At 67.2% G+C, this 17,924-nt stretch carries 15 protein-coding genes and 2 pseudogenes; 9 read left to right on the top strand and 8 right to left on the bottom strand.

Features of this window, described 5'->3' with window-relative positions; all coding sequences use genetic code 11:
• Window positions 1-86: 86 nt before the first annotated feature.
• Window positions 87-2,198: a serine/threonine-protein kinase gene (locus ACG83_RS17065; RefSeq protein ID WP_054567134.1), complete on the top strand. Its 2,112-nt coding sequence runs from the start codon at window positions 87-89 to the stop codon at window positions 2,196-2,198.
• Here the strand turns inward: ACG83_RS17065 and ACG83_RS45425 are convergent.
• The 4 genes from ACG83_RS45425 to ACG83_RS17045 all read right to left on the bottom strand — a co-directional run bounded on the left by ACG83_RS45425 (window position 2,185) and on the right by ACG83_RS17045 (window position 7,191).
• Entirely contained in the window at window positions 2,185-2,664 is a 480-nt protein-coding gene (locus ACG83_RS45425) for a hypothetical protein (protein ID WP_054567133.1), read from the bottom strand. The two genes, ACG83_RS17065 and ACG83_RS45425, sit on opposite strands and share 14 nt — an antisense overlap.
• 11 nt (window positions 2,665-2,675) lie before the next feature.
• A complete protein-coding gene (locus ACG83_RS17055) occupies window positions 2,676-3,488 on the bottom strand; it encodes a mechanosensitive ion channel family protein (protein WP_347280144.1) in 813 nt (270 codons plus the stop codon).
• Window positions 3,489-4,209: 721 nt separating this feature from the next.
• Entirely contained in the window at window positions 4,210-5,928 is a 1,719-nt protein-coding gene (locus ACG83_RS17050; RefSeq protein ID WP_054567132.1) for an acyltransferase, read from the bottom strand.
• Window positions 5,929-6,297: 369 nt separating this feature from the next.
• A complete protein-coding gene (locus ACG83_RS17045; protein WP_054567312.1) occupies window positions 6,298-7,191 on the bottom strand; it encodes a LysR family transcriptional regulator in 894 nt (297 codons plus the stop codon).
• Between the two features lie 218 nt (window positions 7,192-7,409).
• Here ACG83_RS17045 and ACG83_RS17040 point away from each other — a divergent pair, with 218 nt between their 5' ends.
• From ACG83_RS17040 to ACG83_RS47970, 5 genes and pseudogenes are all read left to right on the top strand, one after another.
• The gene (locus tag ACG83_RS17040) at window positions 7,410-8,345 is read left to right on the top strand and encodes a TIGR03564 family F420-dependent LLM class oxidoreductase (protein WP_063793103.1); all 936 of its coding nucleotides are present in this window, start codon (window positions 7,410-7,412) and stop codon (window positions 8,343-8,345) included.
• A 98-nt stretch (window positions 8,346-8,443) separates the two neighbouring features.
• Window positions 8,444-8,599: pseudogene (locus ACG83_RS46745) on the top strand (carboxymuconolactone decarboxylase family protein); the annotation flags it as partial.
• A gap of 26 nt (window positions 8,600-8,625) precedes the next feature.
• Window positions 8,626-10,434 (top strand): recombinase family protein, encoded by a 1,809-nt coding sequence (locus tag ACG83_RS17035; protein WP_054567131.1) that lies wholly within the window; start codon window positions 8,626-8,628, stop codon window positions 10,432-10,434.
• 361 nt (window positions 10,435-10,795) lie between these two features.
• Complete coding sequence (locus ACG83_RS42470; RefSeq protein WP_083473304.1) at window positions 10,796-11,686, top strand: AAA family ATPase; 891 nt, start codon at window positions 10,796-10,798, stop codon at window positions 11,684-11,686.
• Entirely contained in the window at window positions 11,683-12,189 is a 507-nt protein-coding gene (locus ACG83_RS47970) for an HNH endonuclease signature motif containing protein (protein WP_083473303.1), read from the top strand. The genes ACG83_RS42470 and ACG83_RS47970 overlap by 4 nt, the downstream gene beginning before the upstream one ends.
• Window positions 12,190-13,489: 1,300 nt before the next feature.
• On the opposite strand, the gene ACG83_RS17020 is transcribed toward ACG83_RS47970, so the two are convergent.
• A complete protein-coding gene (locus tag ACG83_RS17020; protein ID WP_054567128.1) occupies window positions 13,490-13,726 on the bottom strand; it encodes a hypothetical protein in 237 nt (78 codons plus the stop codon).
• 86 nt (window positions 13,727-13,812) lie between these two features.
• Here ACG83_RS17020 and ACG83_RS42460 point away from each other — a divergent pair, with 86 nt between their 5' ends.
• On the top strand, window positions 13,813-13,998 hold the full coding sequence (locus ACG83_RS42460) for a helix-turn-helix transcriptional regulator (protein WP_369812892.1): 186 nt from the start codon (window positions 13,813-13,815) through the stop codon (window positions 13,996-13,998).
• A 159-nt stretch (window positions 13,999-14,157) separates the two neighbouring features.
• Window positions 14,158-15,171: a hypothetical protein gene (locus ACG83_RS17015; protein ID WP_054567127.1), complete on the top strand. Its 1,014-nt coding sequence runs from the start codon at window positions 14,158-14,160 to the stop codon at window positions 15,169-15,171.
• Between the two features lie 192 nt (window positions 15,172-15,363).
• Here the strand turns inward: ACG83_RS17015 and ACG83_RS17010 are convergent, their stop codons facing one another.
• Window positions 15,364-15,621, bottom strand: coding sequence for a hypothetical protein (locus ACG83_RS17010; RefSeq protein ID WP_054567126.1), 258 nt, complete (start codon window positions 15,619-15,621; stop codon window positions 15,364-15,366).
• Window positions 15,622-15,916: 295 nt separating this feature from the next.
• Here ACG83_RS17010 and ACG83_RS44260 point away from each other — a divergent pair, with 295 nt between their 5' ends.
• Complete coding sequence (locus tag ACG83_RS44260) at window positions 15,917-16,447, top strand: hypothetical protein (protein ID WP_152991408.1); 531 nt, start codon at window positions 15,917-15,919, stop codon at window positions 16,445-16,447.
• A gap of 451 nt (window positions 16,448-16,898) precedes the next feature.
• On the opposite strand, the gene ACG83_RS17005 is transcribed toward ACG83_RS44260, so the two are convergent.
• Both ACG83_RS17005 and ACG83_RS47965 read right to left on the bottom strand, forming a co-directional pair.
• Window positions 16,899-17,618 (bottom strand): hypothetical protein, encoded by a 720-nt coding sequence (locus ACG83_RS17005; protein WP_235497952.1) that lies wholly within the window; start codon window positions 17,616-17,618, stop codon window positions 16,899-16,901.
• 9 nt (window positions 17,619-17,627) lie between these two features.
• Window positions 17,628-17,873: pseudogene (locus ACG83_RS47965) on the bottom strand (helix-turn-helix domain-containing protein); the annotation flags it as partial.
• Window positions 17,874-17,924 lie beyond the last annotated feature (51 nt).

Here is a 17,924-nt window from a genome sequence, read left to right as displayed (position 1 = left end):
TGAGTAGCCAGTTCAGCAGTGAGTAGCCAGTAGCGAGTGCCAGGACAGACATTCCAGCCCACCCGGGCCGGTCGCGAGGGGGAACGGTGCTGACACCGCTGGTGGCGGGGGACCCTCGGCGCATCGGCCCGTTCGAGATCCACAACAGGATCGGCGCCGGCGGCATGGGCTCGGTCTACCTCGGCTTCACCGCCGAGGGCCGGGCCGCCGCGGTGAAGGTGCCCGCCGAGGGCCTGGCCGGGGACCCGGAGTTCCGCGCCCGGTTCCGCCGCGAGGTGGAGGCCGCCCGCCGGGTACGCGGCCGTGCCGTCGCCGCCGTCGTCGACGCCGACCCGGACGCGAGCTCGCCCTGGATGGCCGTCGAATACGTCGAGGGCACCAGCCTGGCCGACGCGGTCATCCGGCACGGCCCACTGGAGCGGCGGCTCCTGCACGGCTTCGGGGTGGGCCTCGCCGACGCGCTCGTCGCCATCCACGCGGTCGGGGTCGTCCACCGCGATCTCAAGCCGACCAACATCCTGCTCGCCTGGGACGGACCGAAGGTGATCGACTTCGGGATCGCCCGGGCCAGCGGCACACCGACCCACACGCACACCGGCATCCTCGTCGGCACACCGTCATGGATGGCCCCCGAGCAGCTGCGCGGCGAGCGCGCCACCCCGGCGGCCGACGTGTTCGCCTGGGGAGCCTGCGTCACCTACGCGGCGACCGGCCATCCCCCGTTCGGCACCGGTGACCCGGCGGACGTGCTGACCGTGCTGCACCGCGACGAACAGCCCGACCTCGCCGGGGTCCCGGCGAACCTGATGGGCGCGGTGCGGGCGACCCTGTCGCGCCGGCCGGAGGACCGGCCGACCGCCGTGGAGCTGGTCCGCAGCCTCGTCTCCGACGTCGCGGGCGACGGCGTCCCGGATCCGTCGCGGGTCGCCGCGATCGCGCAGACCTCCTGGCAGTGGGATCCACACGCGCCGGCCGCGCCGGCTCCGCGGCCGCCGGACGCTCCAGGCGCGCTCGGCGGCGGTGGCCAGGCCGGAGGCGCTGCCGGGGCTGGCGGCGCCAGCGGCGTTGCCGGGGCCGGGGCCGGGGGTGCTGCCGGGGGCGGCCACGCCGGCGGATCCGGTCGTTCCGGCGCCGCACGGACACCCGCGGTCGGGGCGGCCGCGGCGGCCGGCCGAGCGGGGTCACGCGCCATCGACCGGCCCACCCAGCCGCTGACCGCCCGGCCCGACCTCCCGTTCTGGGAGGAGCCGCCCGGCGGGGACTCCTCACTCGGCACCATCCCGGTGCCGAGGCTGACCGGCCTGATCGACCCGCGAAACGAGGTCACCGACCCGTCGATCCGGCCACGCGCCGGCGCCACCGCGCCGGCCCACGCCGCCACCGGCACCGGAACCGGCACGACAGCCGGAACCGGAACCGGCACGGCAGCCGGTGCGAAGCCGGCCACAGCGGGAACCAGATCTGCCGGCAAACCGGCCGCTGCAAGCTCGGCGGCCACGGCAGCCAAGCCTGCCAAGACGGCGGGCGGGGCTCGGCCCACGGTGCCGACGGGCGGGGTTCCCACCGCCGGCACCGCCAAGTCCGCCACCGCCGACCCGCATGACCCGGGAACCCCGTCACGGGCCTCCCAGCCGGTTGTCGCCGGTGCGGGCGGAGACGGGCAGCTGTGGGCCGGCTGGCCGCCGGCGGCACGGCTGTGGCTGGCGAAACTGACCACCACCCGGCGACGGGACCGGGCCGCCATGGTCGCCGCCGTCGTCGCGATCGGAATCGTCGTCGGAGCCGTCGTCGCGCTGACCGCCATGGACAGCCAGCGCGCCGAGGGCAGCCCGGGTTCACCCACCCCGGAGCCGTCCTCGTCGCTGGGCGTCACGACAAGCCCCGTGTTCACGCCGGCGTCCCAGCCTGCCGCAGTCGTCACGCTCGCCGCCGCGCACACGAGCCGTCCCAATGGCTGGCCGGACGAGCTTGCCATGGCCGACGAGCCGGGCGCGGGCCCCGGCCACGCTGCCGGTCAGCCCGACGACCCGCGCACCCAGCCGGCGCCGCAGGCCACCCCGACCGGCAGCGTCTCCCCCACCCCCGACGCCCCGGCGCCGACGAGCACGAGCGGCTCACCGAAGCCGACCTCGACCCCGTGCCCCTCGAACGGGCGGGTGGACGAGCTCGCCACCAACGCCACCATCAGCCCCTGCTGACCGCCGGTGGCGAGGCCGGCGTCGGCGTCGTGGCCGGCGCGGCGGAGGCGCCGAAACCCGCCACGCCGGACGCTGACGCGCGAGGGTACGCCGACGGGCTCGCGGTGTTCTCGGCCCCCGGCGCGGCGGAGCCGGAACCTGCGGCGGACGGGGTGAGGCTCGGGTCCGGCGACAGCGTCGGCGTCGGATCGGCGCTGGCCTGGTCGCCGGGCGAGCCGGACGCTGTGGGCGCCGCCGGCGTGCGCGGCCGCGCTGTCGGTGTCGGCGTCGCGGTCGGACTCGAAGAGGCGAGCTGTTGCTGCTCTCGCCGGAGCTCGGTCCTGGCCTGCTCGACCGCCGCGTCGTAGGAGCGCGACGCCGGCAACGACTGCGGCCGCACGAACACGTAGAGGACGAACACGCCGACCAGCGCGGCGGTCAGCAGCGCCGTCGAGCGGCGCATCGGCAGACCCGTCGGGAGTCGCATGGTCGGGCGTCTCATGAGGCGGTCGGCGGGGCAGTGTCGAGGACGGCGGGAATGTGGATGCCGGCCCGCAGCAGCGCGCCGCTGATCCTGGCCCGCAGCGCCCGGCCGACCTCGAACTGCTTGCCCGGCAGGGTGCGCGCGACGATCTGAACCTTGAACTGGTCGAGGTCGAGGCTTTCGACGCCCATCACGGTCGGCTCGTCCAGCAGCAGGCCGTGCAGCGTCTCGTCGGCGTACGCGTCGACACCGACCTCGGTCAGCACGTCGGTGACCGTCGCGACGTCCACGTTGGACGGGATCGGGACGTTGATGACCGCCCTGGCCCAGTCCCGGGAGAGGTTGACGACCTGGACGATCTGCCCGTTCGGCGTGATCACGACCTCCCCGTTCGGTGTCCGGACCCGGGTGATCCGCAGCGTGACCTCCTCCACCGTCCCGGTGATCGCGGTCGGCGAGCCCTGCACGACCAGGCGGACGAGGTCACCGAAGCCGTACTGTCGTTCGGCGACCATGAAGAAGCCGGCGAGGACGTCCTGCACGATCCGCTGGGCACCGAAGCCGAGCGCCACACCGAGCACCGTCGCCGGCGCGACGATCCCGGTCAGCGGCACGCCGAGCCGCCGCAGCACCAGCATGACCGCGACGCAGTAGACGAGCACCAACGTCACCCACGTCAGGACCTGCACGACGGCGTGCCGGTGCTTGGTCGTCTCGGAGCGGACCGCCCCGTCGGTCACCAGGGCCCGCGCGTCGATGCGACGTTCGACCCGGGCACCCGCCCAGTTCGCGAACCGGGTCAGCAGGACCGCCCCGATCACGATCATGACGATCTCGAGGCCCTGACCGCGAGCCCACTCCGAGATGTCCGTCAAAGGCGCGGCGGCCAGGCGTTCCGTCTGATCCGCCTGAATTGTCCGCACACGTTCGAACCTACCCGCGCGCCGCGGTTCAGCCCCGCCATCAGTGCCAGGCCGCCGCGCCCCGTCCCCCTGCCACGGGACTCGCACGAGGAGGCCCCGAGGTGATCAGGCGGTCGGCTGCGGGACGATGCGCCGGCACTGCGCTGCGCCGCCCGCACGGAACGGACCGCCCGCTCCAGGCCTCCCCCTCCAGCGCGGCGAGCGCGGACGTCTCAAGATCGAAAATGCGCGAGGCCGGTCGTCAACGTCGTTGACTATCTTGTTCAGGGGGTCTTCCGCGGGAAGGTACGACCGAGATCACCGCCGATGGTGGAGCCCTGGACACCCGACCGAGGCAGTGGCCTGGGATCTTGCGGTCCTGCTCGACGGCGGTAGTGGCGGTTCGTGGTCGCCGCCCGAAGATCTGAGGATTCCGGCCGTTCCAGCAACCAAGATCCTCACTCCTTGCCAAGCAGTAAACACAGCCCGAATCCGCGGCGCGGAAGATAGGAGGATTCCGGTCGTTCCAACGACCGGAATCCTCCTATCTTGTCCGGCAGCAGCGCGGCAGCGGCAGGGGCAGGGGCAGTCCGAAGCTCCGGATCCTGCGACAGGCTCCTCGGAACCGGAACCGGAACCGCGGGCGCTACGACGACCAGGCCGGGCGGGCGGCTTCGCCGGCCTCCCGCCGCGCCGCATCGGGGCGGCGCCGCTGGATGGGCCGTTCGAGCAGGTAGTACGACGCCGAGGCCAGGCCCAGCGAGATCAGGCCGACCACCAGGATCGCCGGCCCCCGGCCGACCGCGATGGTCAGATCGCGGCCCCAGTGGGCGACCACGGGGAAATGCCACAGGTAGAACCCATAGGAGATCCGCCCGAGCCAGGCGAGGGGCCGCACCGCGAGCACCCGGAACAGCCAGCCGGTCGTCGCCCCCACCTCCAGCGCGAGGATGACGACGCCGGCGAGCAGGGCGATCACGGTGTACCCGCCGCGGGCGAGCGCCGTCGGCCGCGGGCCCCAGCCGCTCGGCGCCGCCACCATCGCGACCGCGAGCAACACGAACGCGACCGCCCCCACCACCGGCAGCGCCGCCACCGGACGCACCGGCACCCGACGGGCCGACCCCGGCCAGGACACCGGCCACGCGAAGGTCGGACGCACCCGTACCGGGCGCATCATCTCGGGACGCACCGTTCCGGGCGGCACCGTTCCGGGCCGCTCCGTTCCGGGCCGCTCCGTTCCGGGCCGCTCCGTTCCGGGCCGCACCGCTTCCGGAACCACGGGCACGGCGGCTTCCTCGGGACGTCGTTGACGGCCAGGCAGCACCGTCCCGCGATCCCCGGCTTCCCCGGGTTCCCCGGCATCACCGGCCTCCCCGGCATCGCGCTGGCGGGCGCGCAGCCAGGCGGCGAGGGCGCAGCCGACCAACAGGGCGTCGGCCCGGGTGTCCAGGCCGAAGTAGGTCCGCGTCGCCGACGCGCCGGAGGCGTTCAGCGCGTCGCGCCACAGCATGACCACGACCACGCCGCCCAGCAGGACCACGGGAAGCCGGCGGTCGATCCACGGCCGGCGGCACAACACGAGCAGCAGCAACGGCCAGAGCAGGTAGAACTGCTCCTCCAGCGACAGCGACCAGGTGTGCCCGAGCCAGCCGGCCCCGGTGTTCTGCTGCACCACCTGGAAGTAGTTGTTCACATACAGCATGGCGGCGGCCAGGGTGTGCAGGAACTCGTCCCGCTCGCCGGCCGTGCCGACGCCGAGCACCACGACCGCGGTGAAGCCGACGAGGACCAGCATCCAGAACGCGGGCAGCAGCCGGTAGGCGCGCCGCAGGTAGAACCTCGGCAGGCAAACCCGGCCGGTCCGATCCCGCTCGGCCAGCAGCTGGCGGCTGATCAGGAACCCGCTGAGCACGAAGAACACGTCAACGCCCAGGTAGCCGCCGGGCAACGCGTCCATGTGGAACACGAGCACACACAGCATCGCGAGCGCCCGCACACCATCCAGCGCAGGGTTGTACCCGGTACGCCGGGTCGGAGCGCCCGCACGCCGGGCCGCCGCGTCGGGCCGGACGGGCCGCTCCCCAGGTCCGTCCACGTCGGTCGGATCGGTGAGACCGGGCGGGCGGGACGGACTGGACAGGTGAGGCGCCCCGGAACCGGCCGGGCCTGGCAGGCTGGGCAGGCGGCTACTACCGGCCCGATCGGCCGGCACGACCACCGGTCTCGGCCTGCCGGGTGCCCTCGGTGGCGCCGGGCCGGCCAGCGCGACGCCCCTCGAGCGATCCGCCGACGCCGGACGACGGCTTGCCGTCTGGTCCAGACGACGCGATCGGTGTTCCAGGTCGTTCGCGTGCTTCGCCATCCGCACTCCTCCGAGAGCAGCCGAGCCGTCCGTCGCCCCTGCCTTCCGTCCCCTTCTATCGGGCCAACCTTGGCGCCAGCTGTCAGGGAAGCCTGGCAGAAGTGATCACGAAGCCTTCGGCGGCAAAGCCGCGACGAGGCCCACTACGAGCGACAGGTTGCTACCCAACGCATCGATCAACACTCTCCGAAGAGGAAGCTGCGTCCCCAGACACGTCACGATCACTGCGACAGCTACATCAGGAGATCAAGAAATCGCATCCTGTGAGCTGCGGCAGTACTCGACTGATGATCGAATATCCAGGACGTGGACGCGGTTCTCGAGCGGGCCCGGCGAGATTGCCGGCACCGGCTCGGACAATCCGGCCGGTCAGCCGTCCGACGGGCCCGCACCAAACGCGACGCGCAGGCCCGCGACGCAGGCGGCGGGCCTCGTCGCCGGGACCACCACACAGCCTCGGGTGGTCAGCGGCGGGTCCACCGGGAGCACCGCGACCCGGGTCACCTCCGACGTCGGCACCGTGTCCGCGTGGAGCAACGCCCAGCCCGGGGAGCCGTTCGCCAGCTCCAGCAGGACGTCCGCCGTGCTGCCGGTCGGCCGGCCGAGCCGGGGCTCGAAACCCGCGTCGCGGCAGGCGTCGAGGACGAAGGCACGCAGCAGCGGGTCGCCTTCCCGCGACGGCAGCCGCAGCGGGAGCGCGGCGAGATCACGCAGCCGCACGGCGGACCGCCCCGCGGCCGGGTGCCCGGCCGGCAGCGCCGCCACCAGCGGTTCGGGCCACAGGTCGATCACCTGGAATCCGTCGCCGGGTGGGGCGAGCCGCAGCAGGGTCATGTCCAGCTCACCCCGGGCCACCGCCGCCGGCTGGTCGACAACCGGCATGCCGACCAGCTCAAGCTCGACGTCGAAGTGGGAGTGCGCCTGCCGCAGTCGTTCCAGGCCGCGGTCGAGCCGCGGGCCGAGCCCGGGGTTGGCCCCCACCCGCAGGACGCTCATCGGTGCGGACGTGAGGTCGCTGGCGACGGCTGTCACCCGGTCGGCCGCGGCGAGCGCGGCACGCGCCTCGACGAGCAGGCGATCACCTTCGGGTGTGAGCCGGACACGCCGTGACGAACGCTCGAACAGGCGCAGGCCCAGTTCCCGTTCCAGTCGGCTCACCTGCTGGCTCACCGCCGGCTGGGCTATGTGCAGGCGGTCGGCGGCCCGCCCGAAATGCAGCTCCTCGGCGACCGTGACGAAGTATCGAAGCTGCCTGAGTTCCACGTCCGCCTGCCCCTCCCCCGACCACCCGGCCACCCGGCCACCAGTGCCGATGCCGATGCCGGCATCTCACCCATCGATCATCTTTCCTTATCGCTGCGCGTGGATGCCGGCCCTTGGTCCACGGTGATCCGCCCCGTTGACTGGACGAACCCGGCCGGACGAACCCGGCCGGACGGACCCGTCCGGCGCGCGGGCGGAACACGGAGAAGGCGGACTACATGCGGATTGGGCTGTGGCTCGACGACGACCAGCTGTCGGTCGGCGAGATCACGCAACGGGCACACGAGGCGAGCAAGGCCGGGTTCAGCTCGGTCTGGCTGAGCGAGCGCGGCGGCTGGGACCCGCTGACCCTGCTCACCGCCATCGGGCCCCTGCCGGCCGGCACCCCGGTCGGGACGTCCATCGTGCGGACGTACCCTCGGCACCCGCTGGCGCTGGCAGCCCAGGCTCTGACCGCGCAGGCCGCCACCGGAAACGGGCTCCTCCTCGGCCTCGGCCCGGGCCCGCAGCCCATCCTCGAAGGTCAGTACGGCTACGGCACCGCGAAGCCGGTCGAGAACCTGCGCGAGTACCTGTCGATCCTGTTCCCGCTGCTGCGCGGGGAGCAGGTGGCCCACGACGGCCCGGCCTGGCACGCGGCCGGCGCGCTCACCGTGGCGGCCGACCCGGCCCTCCCGGCGCCGCCGGTCTACCTCTCCGCGCTCGGCCCCCGGATGCTGGCGCTCACCGGGGAGGTCGCCGACGGAACACTGACGACCTGGACCGGTCCGCGTTCCATCACCGACTACGTGCTCCCGGCCCTGACCCGCGCCGCCGAGGCGGCCGGCCGCGAACGCGTACCGGCCGTGATCGCAGGCGTCTGCGTCGGCCTGACGAACGATGTGGACGGCCTGCGCGGCTGGGTTCACGAACAGTTCGGCGCAGCGATCGGCCTGCCCAGCTACCGGGCCGCGTTCGAGCGCGAGGGCGTCGCCGGCCCGGCCGACACGGTGCTCGCCGGCGACGAGACGACCCTGGAACGCGAGATCGACCGGTTCGCCGCGGCAGGAACCACCGAACTGCAGATCATCCCCTGTGGCACACCGGCGGAGAAGGAACGCACGGTCACCTTCGCCGCCGAACTGGCCACCCGGTTCGGCAACGATCGCACCTGACCTCCGACCTTCGGAGCAGCGATACGTGACCATCCGACTCCGGGTAGTCTTGCCATCGGCCGGCCGCTGGGCGCCAGGTCACGGTCCGGGAGGTCGTCATGCAACCTCTCGACATGGCCAGCGTCGTCCCCGAGGCCTACAAGGCCGTGATGCACCTGGAGAGGCACGTCCGGTCGAACGTCGACGGCACCGTCCTCGAGCTGGTGAAGCTGCGGGCGTCGATCCTGAACGGCTGGGCGCACTCCCGATCAAGCAACATCGTACGGCAGGATGTACAGGCATGTCCGCCAGTACAGTCCGCGACGCGCCGGAACCCCGCTCGATAGATAGCGCAGAGTCTGCATACGGTTACGAACGGCTGTCGCGGGACCGGGAGGGCAAGAAGCGGAAGGTCACCGAGCAGCGGGCGGACATCGACGAACACGGCCCGCTGCTCGGCTACAACCTGGTGCAGCACTTCGACGACAACTCTGTGTCAGCGAGCAAATACGACATCGATCGACCTGGGTTCGAAGCACTCTGTGAGGCACTGAGGACAACCAGTGTCCGGAACGTCCTGGTAACCGAGGTGACCAGGATTTCCAGGCAGGACGAAAGCGGCGGCGCTTTCATGGGCATCATGACCCGCGCCAAGGGAAAGGTGGTCAAGATCCCGGAAGGGATCATCTACGACTTCAGCACCTCCCACGGACGCGACCAGTTCCGCCAGGCCCTCGGCGACGCGATCCGGGAGTCAGACAAGATCTCCGAGCGGGTCAGAAAGGCTCAGAAGAAGCTTCGCGAGAAGAAGCGGTGGACCGGCGGGCCTGCCCCCTTCGCATACAAGAAGGACGTCTACCCCGAACTAGTCGATGGTCGCTACGAGACCCGAATCCGTTGGGTAGTCGAGGAATCCGAAGCCGAGCACGTACGCGAGATGTGCGCCGCGATCCTCCGTGGCGAGTCCCTGTCTATGATCTCCGAGCGACTCAACCAGGCCGGAGTGAAACCGCGTCGTAGCAAATACTGGCAGTACAGCAGCGTCAGCGCCATTACCCAGAACCCGCGCATCTGCGGACTGTACGCACTTCAGGTTGACGGGGTCTGGGAAGTTCCCGACGTCCAGCCCGAAGAGCAGCAGTTCCCGCCGATCGTCGACTATGCGACCTGGAACGCGGTTCGGCTGAACCTTAAAGCCCGGGGCCAGAAGCCCGAAAGGACTACCGCGCACGATGCTGTCACCGAGACAGCCGGACTCTTCCGCTGTGGAGCCTGCCAACAGACGCTATTCCGTCACGCAGCGAATTCGGACAGTGTTTCATCGTTCATTCGCCATCCCGGCCCCGGCAGGTCTCGCCCATGCCCAGCGGGTCACAAGCTGAGCGCGTCCTATGACGAGACGTGGGATTACGTCGCAGGCCTAATCGATCGCTTCATTCTCGCCGCGCCCCTCATGCGGCGTACAGCGGAAGTCCGCGACTTTGACGACGAACTCTCCCGAGTCGAGCGGGACCTACAGGAACTCAACACCGCGCTCGACGCCGGAGAAATCACTATTCGACTCGCCGGAGTTCGAGAGAAGGCGCTACTAGAAAAGGAAAGGGAAATTAAACTCGCACGCGAAAAGGCGCGTGCGGGAAACCGGCCGGTGAATAATTTCGGTATCGCGGCGACGTGGCGGAACCTCCCGCTCACAGAACTCCGGGCAATCATTTTCGGCGTCTTTAAGCACATCGAGATCACGCCCGGGATTCAGGGGCGGGATCCGTGGGACCGGAGCCGCTTCACGCCGCACTTCACCGAGGAAATGAGTCCGGCGCTTAACGACATGTTGATCGGGTCGGCCCCCGGGTGGGAGACAGTGTCGGCCTGGTTGCGAGCCATGAAGGACGATCCCGACGCCCCGAAGGATGCCGCCGGAGCGCTACAGCTCTCACAGGCGATGGTGTCGAAGCTCCTGTTCTGGGCACGCGCCGCAGAAAAGAACGGGCTCGAAGATTTCTTCAGGACGCCCACGTGGTCACAGTGGGTACTGAAGCCGCGGACCCCTGCCGACAGTGAAGACATGAACTACCTCGACGTACCCACGGATCTCTCACCGTTCGACTGAGCTGCACCAGGGGCTGTGACAGCGACCCCCGGCAGGCAAGTCGAGACAGTGGCACGCCACGTATCGTCGTCGCGACGCTCCGTAATCCCCCATATCGGGGTAGTCCTCCGGGGGCGCCCCGTAGTTCGATGGGAGCCACCAGGACACCCGGCATCACAAACAGGAGGATCGACCCCGGCCCAGCCATAAGGGCCGGGGTTTTATATTGCAGAAAAGAATAAGCGGAAGCATAAATTCCGCTTTGCTATCGAGGCAACGACCTGTTTAACGTTGTTGTCGACTAGAAAAAGAGAAAACCCCCCGGCACAAGCTTGGCGAGCGGTAGCCGAGGGGTTCTCATCAACGATCATGGAGTTTTGCGTTGCCAAGAAATTACAACAAGAACAGCGTACCCGACGCTGCCCAGGACGGGCAAGCTCAGGATCCGCACCTACCCGGTACGCCGGTGCTGTCGACCCTGCCGGTAAACAGGGCCACCCAAGCGATCCTGGAAGCCTTCCAGAAGGACCGTGAGGCCACGGAAGCCGAGCGGCCGAAGGATCCTGCCCAGGAGAACGACGGCCAGGACGTGAGCGACTCGCACCACGCGGAACCTGGTACGCCTGCCGTAGCACCGATCGCGCCAACAGGAACCACTGATGCCGACTCACGCCAGACTGACGCCCCGTCTCCTGGAGTTGGCGTGAGTGGCGCCAATGGCGCCAGTGAGCCCCAGGAGCCCGCTCACGCCGCCGAGAACGACTCACGCCAGACTGACGCCAACCCCACCGATTCACCTGGCGATGGCGTCAATGGCGTGAGTGACCTGCCCGACCTGCGGGGTAACCGGCACTGGTCGGGCCAGACCGTGACCCTCACTCGGTTCAGCTACATCCAGTGGGCCGAACCGAACTGGCTCTGGCAGTGGGTTGATCCGGACACCGGGAAGCGGCACGACGCCATTCCGGCGGGAACTCTCGGGTACGCCACCGGTATTGGTGGTGTCGGGAAGTCGTCCTTCGCTCTGTGGCTCGCTGCACGTCTCTCTAAGGGTGAACTCCCGGGAATGTATGAGGGAACACCGCAGCATTCGGTGATCGTCGCTCCCGAGGATGGTGCGGAGATGACAGCACTGCGGCTAGCCGCAGTCGATGCGGATCACGACAGAGTGATCCTCCCTGAGATCTGGCAAGACGGATTCCCTGAGACATTGCATTTCCCTGAGCACTTCGAGATTCGCAGCGTCGAAACTTCCTGCGGTGATCCGGGATGACGACTGAAACCCTCACCCGTCCGGGGAAAAGGTCGGGGGCAAAAGTTCCGAGGGTCAAAGTATGCGAGTGCGGTAGAAAACATTACCGCTGGGGTTCGCTATGCGATAGCTGCGCCTGGAATCAGCTACCTCTCAACGAAAGACGGGCCCGCACTAAAGCAAAAGTAACAATAAGAAATGCCCGCATCGCAGAAAACGGGGGCCGCGGCGTCTCAAAGAAGGAACTGAAGGAGATTCGCGAAAGCGGGCCATGCGGATATTGCGGGGCCAAAGCCACCGAGACGGACCATGTTCATGGTTTGGCAGCGGGTGGCAGGGATACAGCCGACAACATAATTCCGGTCTGCCAGCACTGTAGCCGCAGCAAGGGGGCGCGAAGTCTACTCATCTGGAACAGATGGGACCTCGTATGTCGGGCCCTGGTAATGAATGTTCCTGCGGTACAGCGGGAACTTGCCAGGATCTCAGGAGAGATACAGGACGAAGTTCCCGCTGCTGCCTAATCCATATGTGACGAGCCGCCCACGTAAATGATACCGCCCTCGGTCATTTCCATTGGTGTTGATGCCCACCCGTGGAGATGGCCGGGGGTTCTGCTTTCAAGGCCACAGGAGCCGCTCAGGCACCAGGGACAGGCAGCATGAACAGGCCGCAGCATGAACAGGCCGCAGCACAGCCCGTACCAACTTCCCGGGGGCATTCCTACAGCTTGGGATTGGCATGGGCGCCACGATTCCGCCCGTGGGCAGGGAGGCAGTGTGTCCGGCCGCGTGCTCGTGCGCCTGGTGCTCCCGCTCGACGATCGCGGGGCCGGTGTCCTGGGTGCCCTGCCCCTCTCCCCTGGTGCGCTCCCTGGTTTCGCTCCCTGGTTGCATGCCTCGCCGTGGCCCTGAGATGGCCGTAGACGAGATCCTTTGATTTCCGAGTAGGTAAGGGTGGGTCCACGCGAGAGGGTCTGTGCTCCGATGAACACGATCTGTGACGCTCAGGCTGACGCACGGTCTGACGCACGGCCGGTGTTATCAGCGGGCACCAGGACCAACATCACGAGTGAGAACGGCTGCACCGCAGGCAAGATCACCATTTTCTAGCGCCCGATACATGAGAGTTATAGGGCGCAACACAAAGTAGGCGCGTCACTACACCTGACACGCGGGCGCGAAGTGCGATCCGCACCACACATGCTGATGCCGCTTGACATGGTGCTCAGCATCAGGATCAAAAGATGATGTTCGTGGCTCGACGTTCACGCTCGACGCACCGACCCGCGAGTGATCGTCAACAGGTCGGGGCGTCAAGGCTCCGGCGTCGAAGTCGAGTCGAGGTCTGGCGTCGAGCACGAACCGTCGTGGTGATCCACAGAACCGACCGGCGCACCCCCGCCCGACGAACGCCATGTGATGAACGACACATCGGATCGTGATCATGACGACGTGACGGCTCGTCACTTTCTGTAGCGGAGGGGGGTACCCTTAATGTTCGCACCACCAAGAGCATGTGCCAGACATCGCGCGTGCGATTTCCGCGATCACTTTGTGACAGTGCAGGCAGTGTCAGGCAGTGACGTCCGGGATCACGTCAGCAGGGATCGGGCTTCCGTCCCTCGTGAACCTCTCCGACCGTGAGTGATCGTCACTGACGACGGCGTACGCCACGTAACGGTGATCTTCTGACATCACCCGTGACGCCAGCACGTGAAGATCCACGATGCCCCGCGTGACCTGCCACTGAGGGACGTAGAACGGCACCGATCCAGCCGGAGCGCGTTCGTTCTCTTCACGCTGCAACACCAGGTAGGGCATCTCAGGCCCTCCCACCGAGAGCGCTGATGAGCGAGCCATCAAGTCCGTCGTCAGGCTTCGGGATCCACCACACCCCGGGGGCTAGCTCCTGCTCCTGGTCGTCCCGTGCCTGGTCGTCCTGCTCCTGGTCGTCATCTTCGCCGTGCCCGTCCTCACCGAAGTCGTCTTCGCCGTACCCGTGGTAGCCGTAGGCGTCGTCATACCCGTCTTCCAGGTCGTACCCGTCAACGTCGTACACCGTCCGTCTCCCTTGCCCCCGACCACACCGACGCTCCCGATGATGACATGTGCCCTTGACAGTTGTCCGGCCGGAAGGCTGGTGCGGTGGAAGCCGTCACCGTGTCCGCCGTAGCCGAGATGCTCGGTGTCAGTCGCCAGAGAGCAGACGAGCTGACACGACGTGCCGGCTTCCCGGAACCCCTGACCTCCGGCCGGATGCGTGCGTGGGACCGCGACGCTGTAGAGCGCTGGCTAGACGATCAACGTCCGGGATGGCGAGAGAAGTCCTGACACTTGCTCGTAAGCAGTCATGTCGACTTCCACGAACTTCGGGTGCCTTGCTCGGAAGGTAGTGACTTAGACAGCACACCCGACCACGCTTTGCATGGTGACTCACTATCGACACCAGGGCGGCCACGGACGGACACTGAGAAGGTGTCGGATACCCCCATGCCTGTCTTCCGTCAGCCCCTGTCCCGTCGTCAGACGCTCACGCTGGCCACGCTGGCAGCGGGGGGCGTGCTCATGAGTCCGACCATGGCTGACGACATCGTCGCCATAGATCAAGAGCTGACCGACCTACGGGCGTCGTACGAACTCACGCCCCTTGCGGTCACGGTTCCCGCGTTGAAGGGGCTCCACGAACGCGCGCTATTCCTTGGTCATCGCCGCGGGCATCCTGCCCACCGTTCCGCGCTGAACGCGGTCACCAGTCGCGTCGGTGCGCTCCGTGCGGACGCTCTCTACAACGCGGGAGAAGTCAGCCTCGCCCGTCGCATCAGCGGCCACGCTGCCAGTCTCGGGAAGCTCTCAGGCGACCCGCACACGTACGCGAACGCCCGGAGGACACAGGCCGCGATCGAGGTCTACGAAGGACGCCCCGCGTTCGCCATGGCCTACGCCAACCAGGCTGACGAACGGACGCCGGCAGGCATCGCGTGCATGGCGTCGAGGGCCCGTGGTGCTGCTCTCGCGGGTGTGGCTGCGGACGACGTCTACCGACTCGCGGACCAAGCTCTCAACGCGGCGTACGGCCTGCCTGGAAACGTTCACGGGGTACCAGGTGACGAGGACCCCCGGACCTGCTCACCCGTCGAGGTCGCCTACAGCGCCACTCTGGCGTCTGCGGTGGCTGGTGATCTGTTCCGGGCGGACGGGTTCGCAGACCTGGCACTTCCGCACCTTCCCGCCGGCTTCCGCTCCGTGGTCCTGGCCCATCTCGCGGTCGCGTCCGTCCCTGTCGACCTTGACCGATCCATAGCTGAGGCACGCAAGTCCCTGGTGATCTCGCCTACGCCGTTCCGGTCGCTGTCGGTGCCTCTCGCAAACCTGGTGAAGGCGCTCCGGCCGTACCGGCACTCGGTGCCTGACGTGATGGTCCTGGCACGCGAGATTGACGAGTGGCATGGGGCTCCGGCCACCGCACAGGCCGCCGCACCGCACCCTGACGCAGACTTCGTCTGACGTCGTCGAGGGCTCGAAACCCTGCAACCTGGGATTATTGAGCCGTCAAGTAACGCGCACCAGGCTAGGCCCGGAGCCCTGTCGCAGGACCCCGGACAGCCCCGTTCCAAGATCTAAACGACGATGCCCCTAGGCCCTGGATCCCTTTGGTTGCAGGGGTTCCGGACCTAGGGGCAACCCTAGAGTGACTAGCTATGACCTATCAGTAACTGCCTGCCGGATGGCATCGCGGGTCACTCCGACAGCGTTGGTGGCCTTGCCCTTGACGCCCACAGCCCAGACCTGGTCATCCACCACGACACCGGCCGTCCGCAGGTGAGCCCCGATCTGCTGTGACGCCCACGGGGCTGGACCGTCGCCCCCGTCCACCGCGTACCGGTCGGGGTGCAGCTCCGCGAGACGGACCGCCAGGACCGCGAGATGGATCTTCTCTTCCCGCGCGACCTCCATGACGTGACCAGTGATCGCAACATCGACCGTGCATCTGCAATTGCAGTTGCCATTTCGTCGACCATAGGGCCCCCTACCTGCATCGATCACTTTCGGTTGCAATTTCATCAAAGAATCGACGCTCCGTGATGCTTGATAAGAATCCGCAGCTCAGAGGACTGTCCGGGGAAACACTTCGGCGACCAGCGTTTGACCATGCTGTGATCACCATCACATTCGATTGCGGCGCAGCATTAAATCCCTGATTCTTTGAGATCGACGAACTGCCCCTTGTCAGATCGAAAGCAGGAGATTAATGAAACGCCGCGCGCGTTCTTCTGTCGCCGTTAGCTCTCTCGGGATAGCCCTGTTGGCGGGACCGCTCTTGGCAGGATGCGGTAGCGGAGGTGAAGAAGGAACGGTCACCGCGGCGAGTGTTGCACAGTCGGGAGATCCGGACGCGCCCTGCACTAAAGTTGATGTACAGGCAAGGCTTGCCGAAATGCGAGCATCAAAGCGCGACCTTCTGGCAACACCCCCAGCGGCCCCCGGGCAACCCGATATTCAAATTGGGAACCCTGGCGACTATGCCTACGCATCGCTTCCCATAGATCTCACCGGACCCGGCCGGTACACCCTCAAGTTTGGCCCAGTCGATGAAGGCTTCGACTACCCGAGGATCCAGAAAAGCGTGGCATTTCTGCCTGCCGACGATTTCGCCGCTCAAGTGGAAACTGCGCACACCACTGAAATGATCACCGATCCGGATGGCAAGCGCTATCTGAAGGTCGATGTGACCATCAAGAACATCGACCCATGCACATCTTTCGTGATGTTTATCGCGTAGAAAGTCGTAATTTCCATACTCAACAAGACGGGCTTAGGTGCATGGCACGAACTTCACGGTTTATCGTAAGCTTCGCTGTAGCGGCGATACTACCGCTTCTGATCGTCCTTCCTGCAAGGCCCGCCTCGGCGGCAATTTCAGTGTGTCAAATTATCACTGCCTTGCCCACGCATACCATTCCGTCGGGCAGTTTCTCTGCCACCGACTTCACGATAAACGCCGGCATTCTGAGTGGAGTTTACAATCAGAATGTTAACGTGCAGAACACGGGGAATCTTAACTCGGTGGTTACGCAAGCTTCCGCTTATAATATTGCCACGATTCGGCAATACAACGTTGGAGGATCAAGTGTGACAACGACGGGATGGGATGTGCTTCTTTACTGGTGCTAACGGTGCCTGGCGCACTTATTGGCTCGCTCGGGGTCCTGCCAGGGATCCGCTCATGACCATCATGCCTCCGCCCCCGCAATCGTCCGGGCAAGGGCAGCGATCATCAGTGGCGTCGAGATCTTCCCGGCCATCTGCTCTTTCGCCAAACGGAGGGCCCACTCCGGTACTTCGGCCGGAGCTGATGAGTCCGGACTCGTTGACGTCCTGGCGGTGCTCTTCCGGGGCGCTGAGCGGGGCGTGAGGCCCTGCCAGATGCCTACCCAGGCAGACCAGAACCGCGCGGGATCCCACGCCTTGTGAGCCAGCTCAGCGGCTCGAATCAGCGCACCCTCACCAACCCTGCCGAGGGCGGCCCGGACGATGTCCACCTGCTCACGGGTCAACGAGAACGATGCCCGCAACCTGGCATCCGCCAGACCTTCCGCCAGCGACCGCAGATCGTCTGGAACAACCCGGATCCGGTCGATGTACGCGGCCTGTGGACGTACCCCGCCCCCCTGGTGAGAGTTCAGACCAGGCCGCATAAAGCTCTCTGGGGTAAAGGACGTGGTGTCGTCGGTCACCGTGACCGGGGTGATCGGTCCTTCGCTGTCGGTGTCAGGCTCGACGATCCGGACATCGTCCGTCTCGTCATCCCACTCGACTACCGCCATCACCGGACCGACCTCGTCAGATGCGGCGTCAGAGGCGACGTTAGGCACCGCCGGGGCCACTTCGACGGGCCGAACGAGTCGGTAGTCGTTCGACTTCCGGCCGCCGCCGATGACCGTCACGAGCACGCCGAGAGTCTCCAGACCACGCACCGCGCGGCGAGCAGACGAGACGGAGCACTCGGCGCGGGACGCGATGGTTTCCATGGACGGCCAGGACCCTGCCCACGTCACCGCGTCGATGTTGTGGACGACGGCGGACAGGACGTCACGGAGGATTCGAGCGCTGACGGTTGTCTTCCCGACGATCACGGACTCAAGAGGAATCGAACGTACATATGCATACAAAGCAGACACGGCGGACCGCCGTGCGGTTCCAGGCATGACAGGGCTATCCTTCGAAGTCTGTGGTAAGTGGACGCGTGTTGACGCACG

The organism is Frankia sp. R43 (assembly GCF_001306465.1).
GTDB lineage: Bacteria > Actinomycetota > Actinomycetes > Frankiales > Frankiaceae > Parafrankia > Parafrankia irregularis.
Note: the sequence above shows the minus strand (reverse complement) of the source record. Positions and strands in the feature narration are given on the sequence as shown.